At 49.8% G+C, this 26,584-nt stretch carries 23 protein-coding genes, 1 pseudogene and 1 other annotated feature; of the genes and pseudogenes, 1 reads left to right on the top strand and 23 read right to left on the bottom strand.

Features of this window, described 5'->3' with window-relative positions:
• Positions 1–50: 50 nt before the first annotated feature.
• The 6 genes from holA to AC3WTP_RS02970 form a co-directional block, all read right to left on the bottom strand.
• Positions 51–1,103, bottom strand: coding sequence for a DNA polymerase III subunit delta (holA, locus tag AC3WTP_RS02995; protein WP_492393099.1), 1,053 nt, complete (start codon positions 1,101–1,103; stop codon positions 51–53).
• A 272-nt stretch (positions 1,104–1,375) separates the two neighbouring features.
• Positions 1,376–2,611: an anti-sigma factor family protein gene (locus tag AC3WTP_RS02990; RefSeq protein ID WP_492393098.1), complete on the bottom strand. Its 1,236-nt coding sequence runs from the start codon at positions 2,609–2,611 to the stop codon at positions 1,376–1,378.
• Entirely contained in the window at positions 2,608–3,156 is a 549-nt protein-coding gene (locus AC3WTP_RS02985) for an RNA polymerase sigma factor (RefSeq protein WP_492393097.1), read from the bottom strand. The genes AC3WTP_RS02990 and AC3WTP_RS02985 overlap by 4 nt, the downstream gene beginning before the upstream one ends.
• Before the next feature lie 337 nt (positions 3,157–3,493).
• Positions 3,494–6,196 (bottom strand): DNA internalization-related competence protein ComEC/Rec2, encoded by a 2,703-nt coding sequence (locus AC3WTP_RS02980; RefSeq protein WP_492393096.1) that lies wholly within the window; start codon positions 6,194–6,196, stop codon positions 3,494–3,496.
• 132 nt (positions 6,197–6,328) lie between these two features.
• Positions 6,329–6,850, bottom strand: a complete 522-nt coding sequence (locus AC3WTP_RS02975; RefSeq protein WP_458568607.1) for a deoxycytidylate deaminase — start codon at positions 6,848–6,850, stop codon at positions 6,329–6,331.
• A gap of 107 nt (positions 6,851–6,957) precedes the next feature.
• Complete coding sequence (locus AC3WTP_RS02970) at positions 6,958–7,587, bottom strand: ComEA family DNA-binding protein (protein WP_492393095.1); 630 nt, start codon at positions 7,585–7,587, stop codon at positions 6,958–6,960.
• Between the two features lie 183 nt (positions 7,588–7,770).
• Here AC3WTP_RS02970 and comER point away from each other — a divergent pair, with 183 nt between their 5' ends.
• Entirely contained in the window at positions 7,771–8,628 is an 858-nt protein-coding gene (gene comER / locus AC3WTP_RS02965) for a late competence protein ComER (protein ID WP_492393094.1), read from the top strand.
• Here comER and leuS read toward each other — a convergent pair.
• The 17 genes and pseudogenes from leuS to spoVAC form a co-directional block, all read right to left on the bottom strand.
• Positions 8,609–11,056, bottom strand: a complete 2,448-nt coding sequence (gene leuS, locus AC3WTP_RS02960; RefSeq protein ID WP_492393093.1) for a leucine--tRNA ligase — start codon at positions 11,054–11,056, stop codon at positions 8,609–8,611. The genes comER and leuS overlap by 20 nt on opposite strands.
• 735 nt (positions 11,057–11,791) lie before the next feature.
• Positions 11,792–12,019, bottom strand: a binding site (T-box leader).
• Positions 12,020–12,123: 104 nt separating this feature from the next.
• Positions 12,124–12,879: a class I SAM-dependent DNA methyltransferase gene (locus AC3WTP_RS02955; RefSeq protein ID WP_492393092.1), complete on the bottom strand. Its 756-nt coding sequence runs from the start codon at positions 12,877–12,879 to the stop codon at positions 12,124–12,126.
• Positions 12,880–13,255: 376 nt separating this feature from the next.
• Positions 13,256–14,132: pseudogene (locus AC3WTP_RS02950) on the bottom strand (CvfB family protein); the annotation flags it as partial.
• Positions 14,129–14,476 (bottom strand): ribosome silencing factor, encoded by a 348-nt coding sequence (rsfS, locus tag AC3WTP_RS02945; protein WP_492393091.1) that lies wholly within the window; start codon positions 14,474–14,476, stop codon positions 14,129–14,131. The gene rsfS and the pseudogene AC3WTP_RS02950, both read right to left, overlap by 4 nt.
• A gap of 73 nt (positions 14,477–14,549) precedes the next feature.
• Positions 14,550–15,131, bottom strand: a complete 582-nt coding sequence (gene yqeK, locus AC3WTP_RS02940) for a bis(5'-nucleosyl)-tetraphosphatase (symmetrical) YqeK (protein WP_492393090.1) — start codon at positions 15,129–15,131, stop codon at positions 14,550–14,552.
• Positions 15,121–15,723, bottom strand: a complete 603-nt coding sequence (locus AC3WTP_RS02935; RefSeq protein ID WP_492393089.1) for a nicotinate-nucleotide adenylyltransferase — start codon at positions 15,721–15,723, stop codon at positions 15,121–15,123. The genes yqeK and AC3WTP_RS02935 overlap by 11 nt, the downstream gene beginning before the upstream one ends.
• A 23-nt stretch (positions 15,724–15,746) precedes the next feature.
• A complete protein-coding gene (yhbY, locus tag AC3WTP_RS02930; protein ID WP_492393088.1) occupies positions 15,747–16,040 on the bottom strand; it encodes a ribosome assembly RNA-binding protein YhbY in 294 nt (97 codons plus the stop codon).
• Between the two features lie 62 nt (positions 16,041–16,102).
• Positions 16,103–16,987: a shikimate dehydrogenase gene (gene aroE, locus AC3WTP_RS02925; RefSeq protein ID WP_492393087.1), complete on the bottom strand. Its 885-nt coding sequence runs from the start codon at positions 16,985–16,987 to the stop codon at positions 16,103–16,105.
• Positions 16,988–17,011: 24 nt separating this feature from the next.
• Complete coding sequence (gene yqeH, locus AC3WTP_RS02920) at positions 17,012–18,121, bottom strand: ribosome biogenesis GTPase YqeH (RefSeq protein WP_492393086.1); 1,110 nt, start codon at positions 18,119–18,121, stop codon at positions 17,012–17,014.
• Between the two features lie 157 nt (positions 18,122–18,278).
• Positions 18,279–18,827 carry a YqeG family HAD IIIA-type phosphatase gene (locus AC3WTP_RS02915; RefSeq protein ID WP_492393328.1) on the bottom strand — a complete coding sequence of 183 codons (549 nt, stop codon included), beginning with the start codon at positions 18,825–18,827 and terminating at the stop codon, positions 18,279–18,281.
• 244 nt (positions 18,828–19,071) lie between these two features.
• A complete protein-coding gene (locus AC3WTP_RS02910; RefSeq protein ID WP_492393085.1) occupies positions 19,072–19,506 on the bottom strand; it encodes a hypothetical protein in 435 nt (144 codons plus the stop codon).
• Between the two features lie 190 nt (positions 19,507–19,696).
• Complete coding sequence (locus AC3WTP_RS02905) at positions 19,697–21,916, bottom strand: DUF4129 domain-containing transglutaminase family protein (RefSeq protein WP_492393084.1); 2,220 nt, start codon at positions 21,914–21,916, stop codon at positions 19,697–19,699.
• A complete protein-coding gene (locus AC3WTP_RS02900) occupies positions 21,916–23,181 on the bottom strand; it encodes a DUF58 domain-containing protein (RefSeq protein ID WP_492393083.1) in 1,266 nt (421 codons plus the stop codon). Before AC3WTP_RS02900 ends, AC3WTP_RS02905 begins: the two co-directional genes overlap by 1 nt.
• A gap of 2 nt (positions 23,182–23,183) precedes the next feature.
• Positions 23,184–24,140, bottom strand: coding sequence for an AAA family ATPase (locus tag AC3WTP_RS02895; protein WP_492393082.1), 957 nt, complete (start codon positions 24,138–24,140; stop codon positions 23,184–23,186).
• 196 nt (positions 24,141–24,336) lie between these two features.
• Positions 24,337–24,687 carry a stage V sporulation protein AE gene (spoVAE, locus tag AC3WTP_RS02890; protein ID WP_492393081.1) on the bottom strand — a complete coding sequence of 117 codons (351 nt, stop codon included), beginning with the start codon at positions 24,685–24,687 and terminating at the stop codon, positions 24,337–24,339.
• 2 nt (positions 24,688–24,689) lie between these two features.
• Entirely contained in the window at positions 24,690–25,703 is a 1,014-nt protein-coding gene (gene spoVAD / locus AC3WTP_RS02885; RefSeq protein ID WP_492393080.1) for a stage V sporulation protein AD, read from the bottom strand.
• A 23-nt stretch (positions 25,704–25,726) separates the two neighbouring features.
• The gene (spoVAC, locus tag AC3WTP_RS02880) at positions 25,727–26,233 is read right to left on the bottom strand and encodes a stage V sporulation protein AC (protein ID WP_492393079.1); all 507 of its coding nucleotides are present in this window, start codon (positions 26,231–26,233) and stop codon (positions 25,727–25,729) included.
• Between the last annotated feature and the right edge of the window lie 351 nt (positions 26,234–26,584).

Here is a 26,584-nt window from a genome sequence, read left to right as displayed (position 1 = left end):
TTTCATACTTAGCTTGAATCGAAGCAACCCGAAGATATACGCCATGGCGTCTACCTTCGGGTTGTTTTTTGTTCATTGCGCGGCGACCCTGCCGCAATCCGCATTATAAACAGCTCCAAGCCGAGCGTCTTCTCTACCCTGCCTGTCTTCATCTCATAATCCAGCTCTGCCGCTTCTGCCAGCCATTGGGCTAATGAGCCGGCATCATGTCCCCTGCCCTGTTCTGCCGCTACCTTCACCGCGTACGGATGAAGTCCCAGTTGGGAGGCCGTCTGCTGTTGGCTGAAGCTCTGACCTGTCAGCTCCTTAACCTGCAGCATAATACGCAGCTGTCGGATGATCAGCGCGATAATCTTAATCGGCTCCTCCTTCTGCTTCAAGAGATCATGCAATGTGCCGATTGCTCGATCCGCGCGCTGTTGAATCACATCCTCCACTAACTGAAACACGTTCTGCTCCGTATTTTTAGCTATAAGCTGGTTCACGGTCTCAACGTCGATAACACCGCCATTGCCGACATATAGGCTCAACTTCTCCAGCTCCGCTGATAAGGTCTGAAGCTGCGTTCCCGCACTATTCAGCAGCGCTTCAATAGCCGCATGGTCAATTTGGGAGTTCAAGCTTTCCGCCTGCTTCTTAACCCATTGGATCAGCTCGTCTGCACTGAACGGCTGGAATGACAGCACTGCGTCCGCCGCTTTGACAGCTTTCACGACCTTCTTGCGTTCATCCAGCTTGTCTGCCTGTACTAGAAAGACGAGAACGCTCGTCTCATTAGGAGACTCCATGTAAGAGAGCAGTCGATCCACGCGATGCTCCAGCTTGCCCTCTTTGCCAGAGGCAAAGATCGTCTGATCCTTAACGAGGATCAGCTTGCGCTCGACTAGAAACGGCAGCAGGTTCGCTTCCTCCACTACAACATCGATCGTCGATTCGGAGGTGTCCATTTTCATAATGGCCAAGTCACGATGTTCCTCCGGTAGAATCGTCTTAATCAAATATTGCACGAACTCATTCATGCGATACTTTTCCGTGCCGTACAACACATATATAGGGCGTACATCGCCTTGCTTAATCGCTTTCGCTGCTGATTTCATATCCACACGAATTCCTCTCCTTCCGTCCATCATCATAACAAAGATCAATACAAAAACAAAGGGACTGCGCGACATTCATCACACAATCCCTTTGTACCCAACATCTATGATAAACGTCAGCGACAACGGCCTAGGTCCGCTGCGCCAGCGATTACACGACATTCGGTAACGATATCTTAAATTTCATCCTACTTAATTATACGTATCGGAGCTCAAAAGTGTGCATCCACAACGAGCCTTTTTATTGCAGTATCGATTCGGTATCATCCATACAGATCTTACTTGGAAGAAGCCACTGTCTGATCTGCAGTCTGTGCTAAACCCTTGTCACTAACTCCAAAGGTCGTTTCTACCCTGTTGCCATCTTTATCCGTTGTCACAACCACAACGAATGTACTGTCTTCAGACCATATCAGCTCAATCGGCTGATATGTCCACGGTATACTTTGAATAGCGGCAATCTTATTGCCATTAACCGAGTTCAAAGTAAGAACATGATCCTTCCAGATCACCTCAAAGGCATGATCCGGTGAAAACGCAGCTACATGATTCATAAACGTTATCCCTTTAGGGACTAATCCTGTTTCCTGCTCACCCTTAGTCTTGACATCCGTTGTTCCCTGACCGTTTAGCGAATTTTCGGGATCATCGGCTTGCTCCTCCACTTTAACCGCGTCCTTCTTTTTTTGTTGCTCCTTATGAGCTACGGCTTCAGGTTCATTAGTAGTCTTAGCTGACGGCGATTCATCGCTCGTCTTGTTGTTTCCAGGAGCTGGCGTTTGAACCTCATTCTCGTTCTCTTGATTAGGAGCGATGGACTTCTTGACCTCTGGTTCAGAGCCGCCAGTGGACTGACCCACATCCGCTTCAACAGTTGCAGCAACTGGAGTCTCGTCGGCAGCTACCTGCGGTTCCACCGCTTTCTCTTGCTTCGCCGAATTCGTATCCAGCTTCTCAGCTTGATTAGATTGTGTATCCATCATTCGACTGTCCTGCACCGATTGTTTGTTCTCTGACTTTAATTCTCGGAAATCAGCGCTCTCTTGCACTTGCGCTCCTTCGTAATTAACCATAAACAGACCGAATACAAGGCCTGCCGCGACGACCGCGCTTGCGGTACGCCAATTAATTCGATCGAACCAACGATTGCGAACAACTGGCCGTACATCCTCTTGAACTGGGAACTGTTCAACATTCGAATGTGTGCTGTTATTCGGCTTCAGTTCAGTTACATCTGCTCTTGCATCCTGCTTAGCGCTTCCATCTGCCGATGAGTTCAGCGCGTTCAAACGATCAATCTCATCCAATTGTGGTAATATGGCATCAACTAAGCTTACCTTAGGCATTACTTTTGGAAGCTGCTCTAAACCCTCATTCAGCAACTTGAGTCGTTCAAACATTGCGGTGCATGCGGAGCAAGAATGTAAATGTTCTGTCAGCAGGCTTTGTTCCGATTGGTCCAGGTCGTGATCCATCTGTCTTTGTATCAGTTCCATCACCTCTGAACAGTTCATCCTCGCACACCACCTTTCTCATAATCATGTAGCAGCGTTTGCAATTGTTGACGCGCGCGGAATAAGTATGATTTAACTGTGTTCAGCGGCAAATTAAGACTCTCCGCAATCTCGTTGTAAGAAAAATCCTGCAAGTAGCGCAATACCACAACTGCGCGATGATGCTCAGGCAGTTGTCCAATCGCTTCATGGATATCTTGCGCCGCATAAGCATTAAATACTTCTTTCTCTACACTTTCATTGCCATGAAACACGAGATTGTGCTCATCAATTGAAACGGTTGGTTTGGCTCGGCGGAATTTATCAATAGCGATATTGGTGACAATCCGCTGAACCCACGTCTTGAATTGAGCTTTCTCCTCGTACGAATTAATCTTCGTATAAATTCGAATCAATGCTTCTTGGGACGCGTCCATAGCATCTTGCTCATTGTGCAGCAAATAGAACGCTGTACGATACACATACGGTTCTATTTCTCGCAAAAGGGTGATGAGCGCTTCGCGATCACCGGATTGAGCGGCTCTGATGAGCTCTGACTCTATCACTAAGATCCCCCTCTCTTGCATATCCATTAACGAGTCAAACCCGAAAATGGTTGCAGCTATTTTATTTTTTTCGCGATATTTCTCGTTTGTTATGTAGGTTGAAGCCATTAATAGGTAATGTAAATAACCAATAAAGCTATTATAGTTCCGTTTGTTTCCATATTATCAAAAAAGGAGCGAACGCTGGACAGCGCCCACCCCCCTATCTTATCAGACGTTATGAACAATGTCTTTGTCTCATTGTCAACACAAGAAAGTATTTTGCTAACTTTTTCTATATAAATGCTGTCTACCCCTCACAGTGCAATCCTAACATGATTCCGAGCCGTCTTCAAATCTACCTCTCCGTTCTACTCAGATGTCCCCCTGCAACCCTTACTTTTGTCCTATTGGACATAACTTTGAATTGTATCTCTCCATCGAGATCTGTACGATAAATCAGACTTCCTGCCTGCTCCAATCGTCTCAGTACATCAGGACTTGGATGACCGTAACGGTTGCCGCGGCCAGCTGATATCGTGCTCACAACAGGTCTCCACCTCTCCACCCATTCCAGCTGGATCGAGGCCTTGCTGCCATGATGCGCTACCTTAAGCATATGGATTTGCTTAGGTAGCATCGCCATGTTCAGCTTCGCTTGATCGAGTTGAAGAATAGCTCTTTCCTCAGGTATTCCAATATCCCCTGTAAACAGCATAGTAATCGGCTCTGAATGAGACATAGCTTGGCTGGACGACTGGTTCTGCCCTTGATTCTGCTCAATGGTCAGCAGGAGCACGAGCGAGGCGTCATTCTGACTGTTTAGCTCAGGCAGGCTCGTTGATGCTAAGCTGTTGGTATCCGCTGATGCCGACTGCATCGGGAATAAGACGTCCAATCGGATCCGCTCGTCCAACTGCCAGTTATCACCTTTCTTCCAGCTCACGATCGGGATTTGCTTATTCAACGCAATCTGATACAGCTCCTCAAGCACGGCCGAGTCTTTCCAAGTACCATTCATCACGAGCCGATCTACAGGAATGTATCGCAATACAGCTCTCAACCCTCCAGCGTGATCGTTATCCCCGTGCGTCACAATTACGGCGTCCAGATGCCGTACGCCGCGCTGTTTGAGCAGCGGTACAAGCCTGTTTTCACCTACATCATAAGGTTGACGTCTCTGCTTCCATTCATCTCCCGGCTTGGCGAACGATATCGTTCCTCCGCCATCAATCAGCAGATTGCGTCCACTGGCAGTACGAATAAGCGTGCTGTCCCCTTGCCCGACATCAATGATGGAAACGATCGTGTTCGCAGGTTGGCCATAGTTGTATCCCACCAGAAGCAAGCACGCGAACAAGCTTAGCAGCCCGCTGATTCTCAAGCCCCATCGCCGCTTGCTCCCTAACGGCACTAGCATGAAGTCATCAAGCGGAGCTGTATCATCATTCTTCGCAGCGGCTGTCTTGAGTCGCGTTTCCTCCTCCCATCTAAGCCTTACTAGAAGCAGCATACCTAGAGTGAAGTAATAGGCCAGAATCCACCAGAGCGGTACTTTAGGCCATATTACCGTCGTCCCCTCAATCTGGGCCAGCCAATCAATTATCGAGAAGGTCCATTCATTGCACTGAGACGTGAGCCACGCTAGAGGCTTGGCAAGATCGATTGATACAATTGTTAACGGCAATATCAAGCTGGCAAGCGGCAGAACGATGAAGCTGATAAAGGGGACCAGGGCAAAGTTAGTTATTAGCGATAAGCTGGATATCTGGTTAAAATAGTAGATTGTTAGCGGAAATGACACGAGCTGTGCTGTCACCGTTACGGCTAGCGAAGATCGAAGCCACACTGGCCATTTGTTAGGCAATAGACGAACAACAGGCGGAACACCGATGATAAGCCCTGCAGTTACTGCAAATGAGAGCTGAAAGCTGACATCAAGCGCATAATAAGGCTCCCACCATAGCATGAGCAGCAGTGCTGCTGACAGCAGATGCAGCCCATCCTTCAGCCAGCCCTGCCGAAGGCCGATTAGACCGAGCATCGCCATCACTCCAGCGCGAATGACAGATGGCGAAGCTCCTGTGAACAGAACGTAGACCGGAACCAGACAGATCACGATCGTCAAGCCGGTCTCTCGAGTTAGCCGAAACAGCCGCAGCAGCAGCAAACAAGAGGCTGTGAACACTCCTACATGAAGTCCAGAGATCGCTAAGACATGAGTAAGCCCTAATTGAGCAAAGGATTGCTCAATTTCCGGGTCCAGCCCGCTTCTTAAACCCAGCACCAGCCCTTCCAAATAAGAGCTCTCATGAGGCGGAAATAGTTTATGATACACTTCTGCCGCCTTAATCCGCAGCTGCTCTAATTGGTTCATTATCCCGCTTGGCAACTCACTTATCCGCCACTGATCTTCTTCGCTAACCAAGGATAATGACTTCGCGCCTTTAGCCTGCAGCAGCCAGTATATATGCTTAGTCTTTAAAAATTGACGATAATTAAAGGCACCGAAGTTCGTCGCCTCTGCCGGCTGCACAAGTTCTCCCGCAATCTGGACACGGCTCCCTTTCTGCCAAGCGGGCAGCAATTCCAGTTCACGCTCCGCCGACAGCCTTAATTGGACGAACACCAACTCAGATTCTTTGAGTGATACAGGGACTTTGTTATCTGCGTCCCAAGAGTACACTTCCATCTGGAACTGTACACGATCTCCGTCTCGCTCCGGCGTCGTATGAATCTTGCCGATTGCTGTTCCTTGAAGCAGAGGGTCTCCTTCACCCGATTGCTCAGTCACAGCCTGCCCCATTGTGTTAACGCCTGCTGGCAAATGTGTAACCTGCTGACTGTCATAGAGAGTGAAGCTGAATAATGCCGCTGCCATGAGCAAGAAGTACACCACCGCCAGCCGCACTGTGATTAGACCACGCTTCAGCAGAAGAGGCGTGAATGCGAATATGCCCAGCATCATGAGGAGCGCATGCTCCACTTGCATGCTCACAGCAAGATATATCCCAATCACCCAGCAGCAAGCGGCTGCTACAATCGGTCTCTGTTTCAACACGACTATCACTCTCCTTTCTCCATTTAAATGCACATAACCAAAAAGAACCCTTCAGACCGCACACGATAAACGTGCAACAGTCCGAAAGGTTCTTCCCTCCGTAACCTATATTAGTAATGACAAGGTAAGAGATTAGTTAATTGTCTCCATCATGGTTTCAGCAGGCGGCTGATAGTGTTCGAGTTGTCGGAATACGATGCCTTTCTGAGCCATCATGTCGCTCACTTTATCTTTATCCTTCGGATAAAGGCGATGGAATACAATCTCGGATACACCGCTGTTCGCCAACATATTAGCGCATGTCCAGCATGGCTGATCCGTCACATATACAATCGAGCCTTCACGGTCCGCCCGATCGGTAAACAGCAGCAGGTTCTGTTCCGCGTGAATGGTTCGGATACAGCGCTGCTTCTTGACCATCTCTTCTCTGCCGTCCGGATGAACGACCAACTCAAGCTGCTCAGCGATCATGCAGCCTGCTTCACTGCAATCAGGCACTCCCATCGGAGCTCCATTGTAAGCTGTACCAAGCAGTTTCTTGCCCTGCACAAGCACGGCTCCAACATGCCGACGCGAACATTGCGAACGAGTTGAAACCATATAAGCGATATCCATAAAGTATGTGTCCCAATCTTTACGAATCGTATCTGTCATCTACCATTGCTCCTATCATCTTCGCTCCTAGGCTCTGCAGCAAGCGGTGAAGCTTATTATTTCTATTGTAAACAGGCGCATGCAAGCGTGCAACCTATTGTATAACATCAAGCCTCGATTTGAATGTATGGTTTTAGCTTGTCCAGCACCTTCGGTCCAATGCCTTTGACTTCCAACAAGTCTTCCAGCTTCTTATAAGCTCCATTCTTCTCGCGATACTCAATTATTGCTTTTGCTTTCGACGGCCCTATTCCGGGCAGCTGAGTCAGCTGTTCAGCGGTAGCTTCGTTAATATTCATCTTGGACACATCGCTGCTGTCAGGACTAGCTTCCGGCTTAACTGCTGCCCCATCAGCCGCTTTTGTCTCCGTATTCGGTTCTACGATCGCGTCAGTCTTCTTATCTGATTTACTCTCTGATGTCGTATCAGCGTATGCAGGAACTGTTTTAATATTGGCTTCTATCGATGATATATTGGAGCCCTGAGCGTTCATACTATTTTCAGTTAACGTGCTATCTTTATTGTTTTGTACGGACGTCTCAGAGGAGAAGATCTTCTCGCCTTCCTTAAGCTCAAGCAACGTTTGAACTTCTTGACTCACATCCTGCCAAGCGCTTTCGCTCTGCTCCTGCGGCAGAAGCCATACGACTGCAATTAATCCTGCTCCAATTAATGCGCTTACTGCAACGAATAGCCATGAGTGGAATGAGCTCGATCCATACCGATTTCGTTTCATCCTATCCCTCCAACATCATATTTTCACTTCAAGTCATGCTTTATAGGAAACACGCATATTGGCCAACCTTTTCACCATATAGTTGGTTAATGATCTGAGCGTGAGCTTGACACACTATTTTAATATTTTCATAAGATACGCTATAAAGCTTTAATACAGTATTTCAACAAAGGAGGGAGACCCATGAAGGTAGGATTTGTCGGAACTGGGAGCATGGGTACGATCTTGATCGAATCCTTCATTCGATCTGGGGCGCTTCTGCCCGATCAGATTGCCATCACCAATAGGACAATCAGCAAAGCACACAATCTTGCTGCTCGCTACCCAGGATTACAGGTAAGTGCCACTGTATCGGAAGTGGCATCTGCTTGCGATATCTTGTTCATATGCGTAAAGCCATTAGAATTTAAGCGCGTCATAGACGAGCTTATTCCCGTCGATCGCCCTGAAATGATTACCGTATCGATTACAAGCCCCGTGTTGATTGAGCATCTGGAAAATAGTCTAAAGAGCAAGATTGCAAAAGTTATTCCCAGCATCACGAACTACGTGTGCAGCGGAGCATCAATATGTATGTATGGCAGTCGAATAGAGGATAATGACCGTCTCATGCTCGAACAGTTGTTAAAGCCTATCAGTAGGCCGATTCATATTGCGGAAAAATACACACGTATGACAAGTGATTTATCGAGCTGCGGCCCGGCGTTTATCGCTTTCTTTATGCAGAAATGGGTAGATGCTGCGGTAGAAATGATCGGCATCGATCGAGAAGAAGCCTCGCGGCTTGGAAGTGAAATGCTATTGGGGACAGGCAAGCTGCTGACAGAAGGCAGCATGTCGCTGGAACAGCTGCAACAGCGCGTAGCCGTCCCCGGCGGAATTACCGCCGAGGCGCTGCGCTTGCTGGATAATAAGCTGGATGGTGTATTCCATCAGCTCATTCAGGTAACTCATGCTAAATATGAAGAGGACCTTGAGAAAGTTAATTCCCTATTCTACGGTCCATTGCAATCTACGAGCGCTAACCCACCACAATGTTGATGAGACGACCTTTGACAGCAATGACTTTGCGGACGGTTTTGCCGTTAATAGCGGCTTGAACGTTCGCTTGGCTCATTGCTTTTTCTTGCATAGCAGCTTCATTGTCATCAGCTGCAACCATGATGCGTTCAACGATCTTGCCGTTTACTTGCACGACAATCTCGATTTCAGCGTCAACTGTCAATTTCTCATCATATGTCGGCCAAGCGGCGTAAGTAATCGTCTCTTGATGGCCCAGACGCTCCCACAGCTCTTCAGTGATATGCGGAGCAAGAGGAGACAGCAGTTGTACGAAGTTCTCCATCGCTTGACGAGGGAGTGTGTCTTTCTTATATGCTTCATTCACGAAGATCATCAGCTGGCTGATCGCGGTATTGAATCGCATACCTTCCAGATCTTCAGTAACCTTTTTCACTGTCTTATGCCATGTACGTATGAAGTCTTCATCGCCGCCATCGTCTACGATCTTGGCTGAAACAGTTTGATCGTCCGAAATGAACAATCTCCATACACGGCTCAGGAAGCGGTGCATGCCTTCTACGCCGTTTGTGTTCCAAGGCTTAACTGCTTCAAGCGGTCCCATGAACATCTCGTACATACGCAGCGTATCTGCGCCATATGTGTACACAATGTCATCCGGATTAATAACGTTGCCGCGCGACTTCGACATCTTCTCATTGTTCGTACCCAAGATCATGCCTTGGTTGACGAGCTTTTGGAATGGTTCCTTCGTCGACACTACTCCGATATCATACAGCACCTTGTGCCAGAAACGTGCGTACAGCAGGTGAAGCACAGCATGCTCTACTCCACCAATATACAAGTCGACCGGCAGCCACTTCTCCTGCAGCTCTTTGGAGCAGATCTCCTCGTTGTTAGTTGGATCGATATAACGCAGGTAGTACCAGCTGCTTCCCGCCCATTGCGGCATTGTGTTCGTCTCACGGCGCGCCTTCATGCCTGTTTCCGGATCAACGGTTTCAACCCACTCCTTCACATTGGCAAGCGGGGATTCGCCTGTTCCGGATGGACGGATCTGATCGACATCCGGAAGCATAAGCGGCAGCTCGGATTCAGGTACTGTCTTCATCGTTCCATCTTCCAGATGCAGAATCGGAATCGGCTCGCCCCAATAGCGTTGACGACTGAACAGCCAGTCACGCAGACGGTAAGTAACCTTGCCTTGGCCGACACCCTTCTCTTGGAGCCATTCAATCATGCGCGCGATGGCAGCCTCGTTGTTCATACCGTTCAGGAAGTCGGAGTTTACATGCTCTCCATCGCCATCATAAGCTTCTTCGTTCACATTGCCGCCGGATACGACTTCAATGATCGGCAGCTCAAACTGCTTCGCGAATTCCCAGTCGCGTTGGTCATGACCTGGCACCGCCATAATCGCGCCTGTACCGTAGCCAGCAAGCACATAATCCGCAATCCAGATCGGTGTCTTCACGCCATTTACCGGATTGATCGCATATGCGCCTGTGAACACGCCTGACTTGTCTTTTGCCAAGTCAGTACGCTCCAGATCGCTCTTGCGAGCCGCTTGCTCTCGGTAAGCCTTAACCGCATCAAGCTGCTCCGCAGACGTGATTTTCTCCACCAGCTGATGCTCAGGAGCAAGTACGCAATAGGTTGCGCCGAAGAGCGTGTCTGGACGAGTTGTGAAGACGACGAGTTCCTCCGCATCGCTGTGTCCTTCGATCGCGAAGCGCACTTCTGCGCCCGTTGACTTGCCGACCCAGTGGCGCTGCATATCCTTAATGCTTTCTGGCCAATCCAGCTCATCCAGATCTTCCAGCAGACGCTCAGCATATTCCGTAATCTTCAGCACCCATTGGCGCATCGGCTTGCGAATAACCGGATGGTTGCCGCGTTCTGACAAGCCGTCGATAACTTCCTCATTAGCAAGCACGGTTCCAAGCGCCGGGCACCAGTTCACCGGTACTTCGTCAACATACGCCAAGCCCTTATTGAACAACTGGATAAAGATCCACTGCGTCCATTTGTAATATTCCGGGTCAGTCGTACTGATCTCGCGGTCCCAATCGTAAGAGAAGCCGAGCGACTTGATCTGACGACGGAAGGTGTCGATGTTAGCAATCGTAAATTCGCGCGGGTGCTTGCCTGTATCTATCGCATACTGCTCCGCTGGAAGACCGAACGCGTCCCATCCCATTGGATGCAGCACGTTATAACCGCGCATGCGCTTGTATCTGGACACGATATCCGTCGCTGTGTAACCCTCTGGATGACCGACATGAAGTCCTGCTCCAGACGGGTAAGGGAACATATCAAGCGCGTAGAACTTTGGCGCGCCTTCCTGTTCTGTCGTCTTGAACGTCTTATGCTCATCCCAGTACTTCTGCCATTTTGGCTCAATGGTGAGCGGTTGATATCCAACTGGTTGTTTCTCTTCAGTACTCATGTGAAACTCCTCCATTACACTTCTATAATCAGCTTATTGCTCAGTACATACAGCTTGCATGTGAGCTCGTTCGACACCCCGTAACGGGGTAAAACCCTGTTAACTCGCGCGAGACTGCTTCGGTGCGACTGTTCTGGGGCGCGTAAGACGGGTTTTACCCGTTACAGCTCTCCTGCGAGCTCGTTTGACACCCCGTAACGGGGTAAAACCCTGTTAACTCGCGCGGGGCTGCTCCGGTGCGACTGTTCTGGGGCGCCTAAGACGGGTTTTACCCGTTACAGCTCTCATCTGAGCTCGTTTGACACCTCGTAACGGGGTAAAACCCTGTTAACTCGCGCGTGACTGCTTCGATGCGACTGTTCTGGGGCGCCTAAGACGGGTTTAACCCGTTACGGCTCTCATGCGAGCTCGTTCGACACCCCGTAACGGGGTAAAACCCTGTTAACTCGCTCGGAGCTGCTTCGGTGCGACTGTTCTGGGACGCGTAAGACGGGTTTTACCCGTTACGGCTCTCATGCGAGCTCGATCAACACCCCGTAACGGGGTAAAACCCTGTTAACTCGCGCGGGGCTGCTTCGGTGCGACTGTTCTGGGTCGCGTAAGACGGGTTTTACCCGTTACAGCTACCCGCTGGCTCATCAGACATTCTGTAACGGGGGAATTCCCCTGTACAGAACTCGAGCCTCGCCGCAGGACTGCATAAATGCAAAAAAGCCCCTCATCCTTAGCGAATACGCTAGGGACGAGAGACTTGGTTTCTCGCGGTACCACCCTAGTTAGCGACTGACATGCCTTGTCAAGCGCTCCCTCAAGACCCTTAACGCGGGCTAAACGGCACGGTCTACTTCAAATTCAACCGCGCGACTCAGAGGGGAGTTCACCTGCATTCATCACCGACTCACACCTGCCGTCGGCTCTCTGGGGATGAGCTGCAATGCTACTGATCCTCTTCAACGTCTACCTAGAATATAGAAAATGCTACTATAACAGTCCAAGACTGTGAGAATTACATCCATCATATGAAAAAACAAGCGCATTGTCAATGGATGTAACAACATGTCTGATCTTTACTTGCGCGCTGCGATAAACAGCCTTCCCGTCGTATCAACCGGTGGCTCCAACTGGAACTCGCCGTACAGATCCACATCGCGGAAGCCAGCAGCCTTCAGCTCCTGCACGACCCATTCTGGAGAGTACACACGCTGCGTGTGTATTTCGTCGATCCGGTCATACCGCCCGCTCTCCTCATCCTCGACGAATATCGCCAATTGATGCTCAATCTGCTTGCGTTTCTCATCATATTCACTGTACCAGATATAAGCGATGTCTCCTTCATCCAGCGTAAATGGCTGCTCAGCCGCATATTGCTCAAACTGCCGTTCAAGATGCATGTCGAGCAAGAACAATCCGTCTGGCCGCAGCTGATTGTACGTGCGTTGAATAACCGCTCTGACGTCCTCTGGTTCTGTTAAATAGTTAATGGAATCGCAAAATGAAATGACAGAATCGACCGGCTCCGGCGTTTCCCATTCCCGCATATCCTGGCAGACCCACTGCACAGATCCGCGCATGCGACCCGCACGCATCTCCTTCTCGCGTGCGATCGAGAGCATCGTCTCGGACAAATCAATCCCGATCATGCTGAACCCTCGCTCTGCAAGCGGCAGTGCTACACTTCCCGTGCCGCAGCCAAGATCGACTACCGTACGAGGTTGAAGCCCATAACGCTCCCATGCTGCTAAGGCAAATGCGGTCCAAGCTTCATAAGGCATTTCCGCCATCAACCGATCATATACGAGTGCAAATCGGCCATATGCTTCCATCACTGTCCGCCCCCTCGTTATCGCTGCGGACGACGCTTGTCCGATCCTGGACGAGAGTCAGGGCGCTCGCCTCGGCGCTCTTGATCGCCCTTGAATCCAGATGGGCGATCCGATGCCTGGCGCGGCTTCGCTTGCGTGCCCCCGCTCCACGGTTGGCTGTAGGTCTTGACATCCTGATTGCCGCTGCGGTTGTGGCCGCCTTCATGCGGACGCGGCTTCCCGCTGCCGCGCTTTGATGCGCCTTGCCCTTGCGACGGGCGCGCAGGCGCATGCCCAGCCTTAGGCGCAGCAGATGAAGACGCAGCCGCTGGCTTGCGCCACTCGGACGGCAAGCTGCCAAGCGTCTGTGCCGCGACGGCAGGATCAACGGTCGCGCCGAGCTCAGTCAGCTTCGTCCAGCTGCCCTCCTGCGTGCAGTAGCCCGCCTTCATCAGGCGACCCATCGCGCGCTTGAACGCCGACTTCGACATCTCGAAGCGCTGCTTCACGATGTCGGCAGGCGTCTCGTCCGAATACGGCATCGCCCCATTCGGACGCTCCTTCAGGAAGCCGAACAGCTTCACGGCATCCTGATCCATGCCCACTTCCTTGCGCTCAGCCAGCGTCACGTTGACGCGTCCATCCTCGCGAACATGCGAGATGCGGACGCGGACCCGCGCGCCGACACGCAGTGCCGTCGGACGCTCCGACTCATGGAGCAGTCCGATCGCGCCGAAGCCGAGCGGGCCGCCTTCGACGACGAAGAACGTGCCCTTGCGCAGCGCGCGATAAACGACCGCTTCATGCCAAGTGTTCAGCCAGCTCTGCGGCGCGTGGAACACCAGCTTCTCCAGATCTTCTTCGCCAGCCATCTTGGCGACCAGTCGCCCTACCTTATCGTGAATAAGCTTCACGTAGATGCTGTCGCCAAGCTGTGGGCGCAAGGGCTTGAACTCAGGCATCTCGCTCATAGGAAGCAGCAGCTGGCGTCCGATACCCATTTCCAAGAACATGCCGTAACGAGGATGAACATCAGCCACTTTCAACGCTGCTACCTCATTCAAGGTGATAAGCGGCTTCTTCATCGTTGAAGCAAGACGATCCTCAGTATCGAAGAACAGGAATACGTCGATCTCCTCATCAATCTCGATAGGCCGCGTCAGCTCTGTATAGTGCAGGATCACGTCCTGCTCCTCATCCGTCATAAAATATCCGTAAGGTGACACTTCACGTGCCACTCTCAGCCGTTGTATCGTACCCGCTTCTAATGTCATGCCAACGTCACGACTTTCGCGTCAGACCACAGCTTCTCAAGATTGTAATACTCTCGCTCTTCACGATGGAATACGTGAACGATCACGTCACCTAGATCAAGCAGCACCCAGCGGCCTGAATTCAGTCCTTCGGTACCGCGAATAGGAGTGCCTGTTTCATGTACACGCTTGCGAATTTCGTTCGCTATCGCTTGTACTTGTGTATCGGAATTACCGTGACAGATCACGAAATAGTCCGCGATCAACGATATCCCTTGCAGATCCAGCGCAACGAGGTCCATTGCTTTTTTCTCTTCTGCCGCATCAACGCAAATTTCAAGTAATTGTTTAGGTGATATTGCCATTATTCAGCCTCCCAAGCTTCTTCATCTATCGTCCGGTCAGTAACCGAGTTTGCCGGAACAGAACATTATGATACTAGTGTTGTCCCTTCGACCGCTCTTCAATCAAGCTGTTGCGGGCCATGATCGTGAGCGGGAAGATACGTTTATGTTTCAATAACAGGAAAGAGATCGTGGAATCAAAGCCCGCAATCAGGCTTTCTTCCAGATTATGTTTAGCTAGCTCGCGAATATGATCGACTCCGGGAAAGTCGCGGCCAGGCTCGATATAATCCGCCAAGCACACGATCTTATCCAGCTTCGTCATTCTTTCGCGCCCGGATGTATGATAACGAATAGCGTCCAGAATCTCCATGTCAGTGACGCCATATTCCTTCTCTGCGATATATGCGCCCACAGGCGCGTGCCACAGCGACTTGTCATGTTCAAGCAGCTCGCTAGGAAGCCCCTGCTCTCGGATAATTCGCTCCATCTTGTCTGTGGACCAATACTTCACAACATCGTGCAGGAGCGCCGCTAGATCCGCCTTAACTGGATCTGCCCCGAATCGGTCAGCCAGCTCCACTGCTGACTTCATCACGCCTTCCGTGTGACGCCAACGCTTCTCTGGCATCTGCGAACGAACAGCTAGCATTAATTGCTCACGGCTAAGATTCATACAATCCCCACCTTTGCGAATATTGTAATACCGCTTCCGGAACTAGATAGCGTATGGAAAGTCCCTGTTCAATTCGCTCCCGTATATCCGTAGAGGAGATATCAATCTGCGGCATCGGTGCAGGAACGACGCGCGATCGCCACGTTTCAGGAAGCTCATCAATCTTCCAAGTCGCGCCCGGACGCTGAACGCCGATGAACCGAATACGTTCCATCAGCTCTTCAATTCCGTTCCAGTTGGGCAAATAATGCACCATGTCCCCGCCGATTATCCAGAACCATTCGGTATCCGGGTACTCGGACTGCAGCCATTTTACCGTTTCCAAGGTGTAAGAGACGCCTCCGTGTTCCATTTCCCAAGTGCACAAATGAAAGGAATCATTCTCCAGTATAGCCAAGCGAACCATCTCGACACGCTGTTCCGCTGTTACTGCAGATTTCTTCTCCTTATGAGGCGGCACGTGAGTGGGCATAAACCACACCTCATCCAGATGTATCGCTTGCTTGGCCGACTCAGCCGCAATGAGATGACCTACATGAATAGGATCAAACGTTCCGCCCAGCACACCGATCCGTTTCATCGGCACTGTCATGCCGTTGTCCTCCTCTTTCGCGACTAATTAGGCAGTACAATTTCCTTATGGTCACGGGACTCTTTGTACAAGACGATCGTCTTGCCGATGACTTGCACCAAGTCGGAACCGGAGCCCTTAGCAAGCTCCTCCGCGATCTCATTGCGGTCATCATCGCAATTGTTCAGTATAGATATCTTGATCAGCTCGCGAGTCTCAATCGCTTCCTCAATATGTCGGATCAACTGATCATTGACTCCGCCCTTGCCGACCTGAAAGATCGGAGTAAGATGATGCGCTAGTGAGCGCAGATGACGTTTTTGTTTGCCTGTTAACATGTTATTCTTCCTTCCCTGCTCCATAGTTGTCCTAGGGAGCCACTCGTTCTACAAGTATTGTTTTATGATTCTGACATAGCCTTCAGTACAGCGTCACGCATAACACTGACAGGTGCGGATATTCCTGTCCACAGCTCAAAGGCGATAACACCTTGATATATAAACATTCCCAATCCGCTGTGAGTCACAGCGCCCAAAGTACGGGCTTCTGCCAACAGATTCGTTTCGAGCGGATTATATATGATATCGCTGACGATCATATGCGGCTTCAGATAGGATGCCTGTATCGGCATCTCATCCGGATAAGGATGCATTCCGAGCGATGTGGTATTAATGACGATGTCCACATGCGCGTCGCCTGTTTGCGGCAGACGATCCACAAGGCCTACGGCTTCAATGGACCCCAGCGGCTTCAAGTCCTGTGCAATCCGTTCTGCCCGTTCTATAGTCCGATTAGCAATATATATATGCTTGACGCCTTCACGCAGCAAGCCAAATGCTAATCCTCTCGCAGCGCCGCCGGCACCGATAATAAGCACGGTCGCTCCTGTCAGCTGCACCGCGGTTTCCTCTTTTAATGACCGCACATAACCGGACCCGTCCGTATTATACCCGATAAGCTTGCCTTTGTCGTTCACAATCGTGTTGACTGCACCGATCATACGGGCGCTCTCATCAATCTCATCGAGACATTCCATCACATGTTCCTTATGCGGAATCGTCACATTGATCCCTCGTATGCCGAATGCGCGCATTCCAGCTATCGCATTCGTCAACTGTTCCGGTTCTACGTGAAATGCCGTATAGACTCCATTCCATCCACATGCCGCAAATGCCGCATTATGCATGAGCGGCGATTTGGAGTGGCCCACCGGGGCTCCGATAACCGCAAATACGGCTGTATCGCTCGTCACTACGGGCGTATTTGCTGTCAGCTTATTATGCATCCATATCGCTTCCCCTTGATTGGATTAGATTAATGAAGGGCGCAGCAGCACCTTAACGCCTTTAGGCGCATGAACTTTCAACAACGCCCCAGCAGTGCCGTTGCAAGTAACCCAGCCCAAGCCTGAAATGAACACATCCATCTTCTCTCCGCGCGGTACGCGCAGCTCGTGCTTCGTCCAGGCCGGAATGCTGTCCAATTGTTCACGTGTCGGTGGCGCAAGCATCTCGCCAGCATGCTCCTCATACAGCTCATCCGCACGATCAAGCTTCGTACGATGAATATTGATGCCGTTTGAAATGTAGCAAGTAAACGACTGCCGTTCTCCCTCAACGAAGTCGAATCGAGCTAATGCGCCGAAGAACAGGGTCTGCTCCGCGTTCAATTGATACACCATCGGCTTCAATGGCTTGTCCGGCAGCAGCGCTCCCAAGACCTCACGATCCACCAGCTCTGTTAAACGGCTGCTGTATACAATTCCCGGCGTATCAATGATGTAGTGACCATCATCCAACGGGATGTGCACCAGATCAAGTGTCGTCCCCGGATAACGAGACGTAGTCAATTCCCGTTCCAGATCACTGAAATCGCGAATCAATCGGTTAATGAGTGTAGACTTGCCCACATTTGTTGCGCCAACTACATATACATCGCGATTGCCGCGGTAGTGGTCGACTTCCTCGACCAGGCGGTCAAATCCGAGGTTGCGCTTGGCGCTAACCAGCACGATATCTACGATGCGGATACCGTGTTCCTTCGCACGGCGCTGCACCCAGTTCATGATGCGGTTCCAGTTCATCGCTTTTGGCAGCAGATCCACCTTGTTCACGACGAGCAGCACTGGATTGCTGCCCACGAACCGCTGCAAGCTAGAGATGATGCTTCCGTCGAAGTCGAACAAATCGACGATATGAATGACCAACGCGTCCTCTTGTCCGATCTTTCCGAGCAGGCGAAGGAAATCGTCCTGATCCAGCGCTACTGAACTCGCATCATTATAGTTCTTAATTCGGAAGCAGCGCTGACAGATGACCGGGTCACGTTCGAGCGCGCTATCCGGCACGTATCCGAGCTTACTTGGACTTTCAGTTTGAACCTTTACTCCGCAGCCGCTGCAATTCTTAATGGCTTCCATGTTGTTATGTCCTCCTCTGGTAAAACAGATCTTGCTCTCATACTTACTCCTGCCGCATATACGAATATATGTAGATACCGTTATCTTGGGCAGCTTCATTCGACCTGCTCCCTAACGATGAACCGCTTATGCTCGGCACAAGCATGCATGAATGAACTTATTTCCACTTTCCTTGCTTGCGCAAACGCGCGGTAACGAAACGTTCCAGGCGACGATTAATACGTGTAGTCCATCCTTCGTCCTGCAGCGCAATCGGCTGTACGAGTATCGTATACATCTTCATCCGATTTCCGCCTAATACATCGGTCATCAATTGGTCCCCGATAACAGCCGTTTCCTCCGGCTTCAAGCCCATAATTTCCATCGCTTTCTGAAATGGCTTCTGGGACGGCTTGCGAGCAGCGAAGACAAATTGAATATCAAGCGGCGAAGCGAATGTAGATACGCGAATAAGATTATTATTCGATACGATGACCAGCTTAAAGCCTTCACGCTTCACTTCCTCGATCCATGCTTCAAGCTGCGGGGTTGCCAGCGGGTCCTTCGCTCCGACCAACGTATTATCTAGATCCGTAATGATACCTTTTACTCCTTTAGCTTTCAACTCTGCTAAGTTGATATCATATACCGTACTCACCCGTAGTCGCGGAATAAATCCTTTAAACAAAACGTTCACCTCGTTTTCATACGAAAAACTATACCATATCACCTTGTTGTATGCACGTTTTTGAACATGCTTGATAATTATACAGATTTGTCTGCATTACAAGCATTCTAAATGATCATTTGCAATGCGTTCGCAAATTATTGGCATCACGAGCGGTATCACATCTTTAAAAATCAATTAAGCCTCGGAATATTCCGAGGCTTTTAATCTTATTGTTCTTGGTTTGGATTGTTCCCATTCAATAAACCATTTAAGCTTTAGTCCCTTCGCGGACATCATTTTATCATAACATACCAGCATATCCAACAATCCCTCTAGTAAAGGGATTAACGTAAGCAACTCTTTCATTAAATCCATACATCGGATTTGAAAGCGGAAAAGTAACTTTATATACCACATTTCCGTTTAAGAAAAGTGATCGTTGATTGATTTTTTGAGAGAAATTCGAGTTTATTATACTCGGGACGTCCTTTAAGTTAACTTTTTCAACTTTAAAATAGCGCCAAGCGCGGTCCCCGAGCGCTTCTTGTTCCTCTTTCGGCAATGAACGAAATACAGCCTGTTGAATCGCATCATTGCTGATATATGCCGTACTCAACTGTATATAGAAAAATCCGATCAAGAGAAGGACTGCAGCTCCCACCAGCCACAGTCTCCAATGTTTATTCTTACCATTGTCGGTTTGGAGTAGCAGTTGCGTACTACTGTGAATAATCATCTATGCTCCCCCCTTCATCTGCCTGTCGCAGAATTATTAAACTCCTCAACTGCTAATTTTCCATACCTCTCATGCACAATTGTAAAGACTTTCTTTATTCATTGATTTACGTGCAAAAAGGCCGTATTCGTCGTTATTCTTGCGAAAACGAATACGGCACTCGCTTGATATAAGGTTTTCACACTTCTAATTACTTCATTCCTCGCTTGAAATTACTTATCATGACCTTCAATTGACCGCAATCCTGTTCAGACATCATCTCCGCACCATACTTTGCCCGTTCAAACTGCCGAACAATTGAACTTGCTTCATTCCGTCTATTGGAATCGTCATGATACCAGCGTTCAATCGCTTCGCGTACTGTCTCGTCAGGTGCGCGCTGCAACCCGCGCCAACGGCAATAGCTTAACCAGAGCTCCGTCTCAACGATCATGCGCTGATTCGGCGACAAGCTTCTGCTAAACAAGCGGATCCAACGAAGGGAAAAGCCTACAGCCTGCCATCGCTTAATGAGATAAGCAAGCACCAACAGCACTGCTAACGCCAGCACGATCTGCGCTGCTGTTCCTACCCACGATGGCAAGGAAAACGACTTCTCTTCGTTCTGAGGAGTCTCTGTATTATCTTTACTAAGCTTCTGCGGATCCTTAGTAGCATTAAGTTCTGCCTCTGGTTCCAAACGAGGCATGGTGAAGCCCGGTGTCGGTTCAAATGCCACCCAGCCATAATCTCCTAAATATACCTCAACCCACGAATGCGCATCCGCATTGGTTACCCGGAAGACACCCCCTGCGTTCGGATCAGCCATCCGTTCGGTTAATTCCTGAGGCATAACGCCATCCACTATATCATCCCTGCTGCCTGGCGCATAGCCTTTTACCCAGCGAGTTGGGACTCCAATGCTGCGCAGCATGACCGCCATTGCAGAAGAATAATAATCACAGTAACCCTCCTGAATCTCGAATAGGAAGGAGTCAACGAAATCAGGGCTCTCTCTCTTCGAAATATCCGGCTTATTCGTATACCTAAATTGAGTGCGCAGATAGGTTTCGATAAACAATGCGCGATCATAATCGTTCGTCGCATTCTCGGTCAGTTGCTCGGCAAGCTCTTTGACTCGATCAGGCAGAACATTAGGCAGCTGCAAGTATTGCAGCATTACCTCTGACTCATCTGAAAACTTACGCGTTTGAGTAGCTTCTCTCATCTGATCCGGAGTAGCTTCAATTACGTTGGAGATAATGGTATAGGTTTTCGGGTACTTCTTCGCCCCTATAGCCATATACTTTAGCTCGCCGTCTCTCGCGTTCCACAACACAGCCCCTTCATTCGTTTCATCCAATTGCTCATAAGAGCTTATAGACGCCATTCCGAATAATACTGGGTACACCTTGTCATCTAGCATGGTAAAGCTCTGCTTCACCACTCGAGTAGGTATGTCAGGAGCGCGTAAATATCCATCCTTAACCTGTGTGGCAGACTGCGCTTTCTCTGTCATGCTGAATTTATTATTGTCAACCCAACCATCGCCTAAATAGGTCACCTTCGATTCGCCGCGCCAATATCCCCGATAATCGGAATGCACCGTCATAACCGGCATAAAGTTCATCTCGAAACCGCCGCCAAGATCATGATCATTCATACTGTATCCCGATAAGCTTCCCGTTCCGCCAGGTCCTTGCCCATTCTTTCCAGAACCTGCACCTGCTTTCCCAGATTCAATCCATGACGTATATGGATCTGTCAGCAAAGGTTCCAGGCCGGGAACACTGACCCCTGTCGTAATGATCAGCGAAACGAGTACGATCGCGCTAATGATCATCTGAAGCGCATACCGCTTCGAGCGCTTCCACTTGGTGGGATATTGAAGCCCGACATTCCTGAAATGGAGTGCAATCAGCCAGAGCAGAGATGCTGCCATAATCCATGCCACCTGAACCCATAAGATCGCGGGCGTGAAGGAATCTAGAATACCGAACATGATCAATTGAATGATCATCAGCAGCAGAATATGCCCGCCTGTATTGACCGCTCTCATAAATATTTCATAAGTGAGCCAGATGAGTCCAACCAGCCATATATAAGGATGATAAAGTGACATGCGTTCAAGCCAAGTGACATGCTCTGCATCAGGAGCAATCCAAAGTCCCAGGTCAGTAAGCTCTCGGAATACAGACCAAAATACGAGCGCAACGCCGATCGGTATTCGAATGTGCGGAACGGCTGGCATCAGTAATCCGAGAAATAACATGCCAACGAGCATCCGATCGGTCATGCTGATGGTTTCTTCATACCAATAGGGAACTAATGCATCCACCCATTGTGACAACAAGACGAACAAGCAGATCCATATCAAGCGTTCTTCCCAAAATACTCCTTTGAAGCGAAAAGAGAATCGCTTCTCTCTCATCAGGCCGTTCCCTCCAATCTTGCGGGGAGCTCGTGCAGATCCGATATTTTCACATATTGATAGCGATATTTCATAAGCACAGCAGACGTCTCAGCCACACTTTCCTGAGCAGCGGCAGTATACTGATCTACATGCAGATAAGTTCCGTGCCAATTGCGTTTGGCCAGCGCGGATATTGAGATGAGCTGGCTCCGCTGCACACGTCCTGATATCCATACGACAACGCCGCCTCTCCTTAGCTCTGGATGATTAGACCACTTGTCGATCCAGATCGGTTCTGTCCGCTTATCGCTCAGATCCCGCTCCCGCTGCACGGAAGCTAGCCATTGGCGGTAAGGCAGCGATTCATAACGAACCGCATCATCTGTCCATATCTTCGGTTCTTCGCCCATGCCGATCACGACAGTTCGCCGCTGCTGCGCGCGTGCATAGGCAGCAAGCGAAGCAACTGCTGACACGGCCAACTCGAATTGATCTGCTAGATCATACGCAAATACAGATTGATCGAGTACAAGCACCAATTGCGGAAGCCCTTCCGGCTCAAATTGCTTCGATTTCATCATTCCGGTCTTCGCCGTCGCGTTCCAATGAACTCGCGAGAGCTTATCACCGTACGCATATTCGCGAATCCCATTAAGATGGGTGGATTCTCTGCGATCCCTCGTTAGTGCGTGATCTAGATGGGATAAGCCGTTCCAAGCCCTGCTCTGTCTCCAGCTTGAGATAGGCACTGTTTGCGGCAGCACATATATGGATTGCGTCGCTTGAAATACGCCTCTATGTTCGAACAAGCCGAATAGATCCTTGGTTCGGCAGATCGTATTCGTGAACTGATAACAGCCGCGTGGAAGCGGCGCTGTATGATACTGCACCTCGGCTTGGCGATGGGCGTCTATCGTGACGATGGATTCATATTGCCCAACCAGCTTGCCGAAACGGTATAGTTCATCGTTGACAATGATATAAGGCAATGGAAGCCAGCCAGGTATGTGAATACTTAACTGAACGGGAATGTTGCTGTCCGCCACGAAATGCTTGTGGCCATCTCCGCCCACTATACGTTGACCGTTGACACGTCGAATTCCTCCGACGGAACCGGCAATCCAATAAACTCCGAGCACGGTTGCCATCACCAATAGCATGAATGATGTCTTTCCACCCTGAAACAAAAAGTAAAAAATGAGTGCGACATAGATCAAAACAGCGACAATCCACATCTTAATCATGGACTGTCTACGCGGCTGCGACTGGCTGCTCCCTGTCATCTTTACATCTCCAGCCGCACGGGCACAGCGATCTTCTTCAATACTTGCTGCAGAATCGTGTAAGCTGATGAACCGTCGATCTTAGCATCAATGCCCAGCACCATTCGATGAGCGAGCACATAAGGCACAAGCCGTTTCACATCGTCAGGCGTTACGTAGCTCCGGCCTTGCAGCCATGCATACGCCCTGGAAGCCTGCATCAGCGCAATGGAAGCTCGCGGACTTGCTCCAAGCAGCACCTGCGGATGCTCCCGCGTCTCACGGATAATATCAACCATATAGGAAACGATCGCTTCATCCATATGGACAAGCTTAATATCACGCTGAACTTCCTCAATCGTCGATATGTCGGCAACTTGATCAACTCGTTCAGAAGGAAGTCCCTCAGCATGTCTAGCAAGAATGCTCCGCTCGGTTTGTTCATCGGGATATCCGATGCGCAGCTTGATCATGAAACGGTCTAGCTGGGCTTCCGGCAGAGCATATGTACCTTCAAATTCGATCGGGTTCTGTGTGGCAAATAGGATAAATGGAGTCGGCAGATCGAAAGTTTCTCCGTCAATGGTGACGTGGTGTTCTTCCATTGCTTCTAACAATGCGGATTGTGTCTTCGTGGTGGCTCGGTTAATCTCATCGACTAGCAGGAAATTGGTCATCATGGGACCGGGGCGAAATACGAATTGTTGATCTTTCGGGTGATAAATAAACATGCCGGTTATATCAGTCGGCAGCAAGTCCGGATTGCACTGGACACGGCGAAACTGTCCATTCATCGACCTGGCAAGCGACTTAATCATCTGTGTCTTGCCTGTGCCTGGCACATCTTCGATCAGTACGTGCCCGCCCGCCAGCATCGCGGTAAGCAGCAGCTCAATCTCGGCTTCCTTTCCTAATATGCAACGCTCCATTGTGGAACGCAATTGTTGAATGACATCGAATAAATGATTAGTTGATGACATGAATGCAGCCTCCTCGCGAATAACTAGGATAGTCGTATTCCTGGGATAACGGTTACATGTTCTCATCTTACACCATATTCTGCCAGTCGTACATGCAGTAAAATAATAAAATGATTCATATACTCCAACGAAATATTCGCTGCACAGCAAAAAATCCTCGCATTCCGTTACGGAAGCGAGGATAAGCAAGCTGAACTTAACCTTTAGGACGACACAGTAAAGCCGCAAAGAAGGAAAACACGATAGCAGCTGATATTCCCGCGCTCGTCGTCTTGAATATTCCCGTTACAGCTCCGATCCAGCCATCCTTCTGCAGATCGGTAATCGCTCCGTGTACCAGGGAATTGCCGAAGCTTGTGATCGGGACAGTCGCTCCTGCCCCAGCAAAATTGACTAACGGCTCATACCATCCGAAGCCGTCGATGATTGCCCCTGCTACAACTAGCGCCGCCATCGTATGGGCGGGGGTTAGTTTGGCTACATCGAACATGAGCTGACCAATTACACAGATCAAACCGCCTACTACAAATGCCCAAAAATAGATCATAGTTATGCTTCCTCCATTTCCAACGATACCGCATGGGCTATGCATGGAATCGATTCGCCCTGCTGATAAGACAACGGTGACAAGAGCGCTCCAGTTGCGGCAATCAAGACTCGCTTCAGCTCGCCTTTCTTCATTCTCTTCAGGATATGTCCATACGTCACTACCGCTGAGCAAGCGCACCCGCTTCCCCCGGCTTGCACACCTTGCTTCTTAAGATCATAGACCATCAGGCCACAGTCGCTGAAGACGGTGCCGTTGAGAGATAATCCATTCTCCTTAAATAAATCCTTTGCAATAGCATGTCCAACCGTAGCCAAGTCCCCTGTCACGATCAAGTCATAATCTGCAGGCGTGCGATCTAGATCCGCGAGATGCGTTTGAATCGTATCCACCGCAGCTGGCGCCATCGCTGCTCCCATGTTGAAAGGATCTTTAATCCCCATATCGACGATCTTACCGATAGTCGCTGCATATATCTTTGGTCCAGGACCATTCTTCGCCACGATCGCCGCTCCAGCACCTGTAACCGTGTACTGTGCTGTCGGAGGTTTCTGCGAGCCGTATTCCGTGGGATAACGGAACTGCTTCTCAGCCGTACAGTTATGACTGCACGCACCGGCAAGCGCATAATCCGCGTTGCCGGAGTCCACTAGAAGCGCCGACAGAGCCAGCGTCTCCATCGATGTCGAACATGCTCCGAACACGCCGATATAGGGAACACCAAGCGCACGGGCAGCGAAGGAGCTGCTGATGATTTGATTAAGCAGATCGCCGCCGACATAATACTGAATCTGATCTTCCTTCAGCTTCGCATGCAGCACGGCAAGCTCGACGGCTTGCTCCATCAGTCTGCGTTCTGCCTTCTCCCAGCTCGGTTGCTGCATGTACATATCTTCATGTATATAATCAAATGTACTCCCAAGCGGCCCTTCCCCTTCATCAGGTCCGACCACCGTTGCGGTGCTGAGAATGACCGGCTTGTTCTTGAACAGCCAGGTCTGTCGTCCAATGTGCATGTCGCTGCCTCCTTATCGCTTCATCATCCGTGTTTGATATTGATGCCGAAGATCAGGTATACCAATGCAACTATAAATGCGGCAACTGTACCATACACGATAACGGATCCAGCCAGCTTAAACATGTTGCCGCCAACCCCCAGCACCATGCCCTCGCTTCGGTGTTCAAGCGCTGCGGAAGACATCGAGTTGGCAAAGCCCGTAACTGGAACTGCGCTTCCTGCTCCAGCCCATTGCGCGAGCTTGTCATAAACACCGAAGCTTGTCAGTATAACCGAAATAAGTATGAGCAGAACAACAGTTGGACTGCTCGCCTGTTCCTTGGTCATATTGAAAAATTTCATGAACATATCTTGGAATGCTTGCCCGATGAGGCAGATGATACCGCCCACGAGAAATGCACGAATGCAGTTCTGGAAGATGGCACGGGCTGGTTCACGCTTTTGAGCCATCTGCTTGTATTTCTGCTCGGATAAATTCGTCTTTCCCGTCTTCCAAGCGGGTTTCTGGGGTTTGCCTGATGACGTCATAGATACTCCTCCTGCTTCAATATAACGTACATCCAATCGTACGAAGGATAATGTGTCAGTTACATTATTTGTTGGGAGAAGCTTGTTTATAAGTAGGTTATTTTTGGGGATAGCAGCAGTTAGAAATATAGCGGTATCACCACTGACAGCTGAAACTCGCGGCCTTGGAGGCTGAGACGTAATTTTTCTGCGTCTCAGCCCCTAAGCGGGGCTTTTTTTAGCCTGAGACGTATTTTTTCGACGTCTCGGGCTGGTTCCGCCGCTCGGTGAGACCGCCTTGGAGGCTGAGACGTAATTTTTCTGCGTCTCAGCCCCTAAGCGGGGCTTTTTTTAGCCTGAGACGTATTTTTT

It is taken from the genome of Paenibacillus sp. EB106-04-04-XG159, assembly GCF_058791835.1.
This window is presented reverse-complemented; position numbering and strand designations above follow the sequence as displayed.

Coding starts and splice junctions, on each gene's coding strand:
- AC3WTP_RS02990 (WP_492393098.1), bottom strand. CDS start 2,611: ATGAACTGTTCAGAGGTGATGGAACTGATACAAAGACAGATGGATCAC.
- AC3WTP_RS02975 (WP_458568607.1), bottom strand. CDS start 6,850: ATGACAGATACGATTCGTAAAGATTGGGACACATACTTTATGGATATC.
- AC3WTP_RS02970 (WP_492393095.1), bottom strand. CDS start 7,587: ATGAAACGAAATCGGTATGGATCGAGCTCATTCCACTCATGGCTATTC.
- comER (WP_492393094.1), top strand. CDS start 7,771: ATGAAGGTAGGATTTGTCGGAACTGGGAGCATGGGTACGATCTTGATC.
- leuS (WP_492393093.1), bottom strand. CDS start 11,056: ATGAGTACTGAAGAGAAACAACCAGTTGGATATCAACCGCTCACCATT.
- AC3WTP_RS02955 (WP_492393092.1), bottom strand. CDS start 12,879: ATGGAAGCATATGGCCGATTTGCACTCGTATATGATCGGTTGATGGCG.
- rsfS (WP_492393091.1), bottom strand. CDS start 14,476: ATGGCAATATCACCTAAACAATTACTTGAAATTTGCGTTGATGCGGCA.
- yqeK (WP_492393090.1), bottom strand. CDS start 15,131: ATGAATCTTAGCCGTGAGCAATTAATGCTAGCTGTTCGTTCGCAGATG.
- AC3WTP_RS02935 (WP_492393089.1), bottom strand. CDS start 15,723: ATGACAGTGCCGATGAAACGGATCGGTGTGCTGGGCGGAACGTTTGAT.
- yhbY (WP_492393088.1), bottom strand. CDS start 16,040: ATGTTAACAGGCAAACAAAAACGTCATCTGCGCTCACTAGCGCATCAT.
- aroE (WP_492393087.1), bottom strand. CDS start 16,987: ATGCATAATAAGCTGACAGCAAATACGCCCGTAGTGACGAGCGATACA.
- yqeH (WP_492393086.1), bottom strand. CDS start 18,121: ATGGAAGCCATTAAGAATTGCAGCGGCTGCGGAGTAAAGGTTCAAACT.
- AC3WTP_RS02910 (WP_492393085.1), bottom strand. CDS start 19,506: ATGATTATTCACAGTAGTACGCAACTGCTACTCCAAACCGACAATGGT.
- AC3WTP_RS02905 (WP_492393084.1), bottom strand. CDS start 21,916: ATGAGAGAGAAGCGATTCTCTTTTCGCTTCAAAGGAGTATTTTGGGAA.
- AC3WTP_RS02900 (WP_492393083.1), bottom strand. CDS start 23,181: ATGACAGGGAGCAGCCAGTCGCAGCCGCGTAGACAGTCCATGATTAAG.
- AC3WTP_RS02895 (WP_492393082.1), bottom strand. CDS start 24,140: ATGTCATCAACTAATCATTTATTCGATGTCATTCAACAATTGCGTTCC.
- spoVAE (WP_492393081.1), bottom strand. CDS start 24,687: ATGATCTATTTTTGGGCATTTGTAGTAGGCGGTTTGATCTGTGTAATT.
- spoVAD (WP_492393080.1), bottom strand. CDS start 25,703: ATGCACATTGGACGACAGACCTGGCTGTTCAAGAACAAGCCGGTCATT.
- spoVAC (WP_492393079.1), bottom strand. CDS start 26,233: ATGACGTCATCAGGCAAACCCCAGAAACCCGCTTGGAAGACGGGAAAG.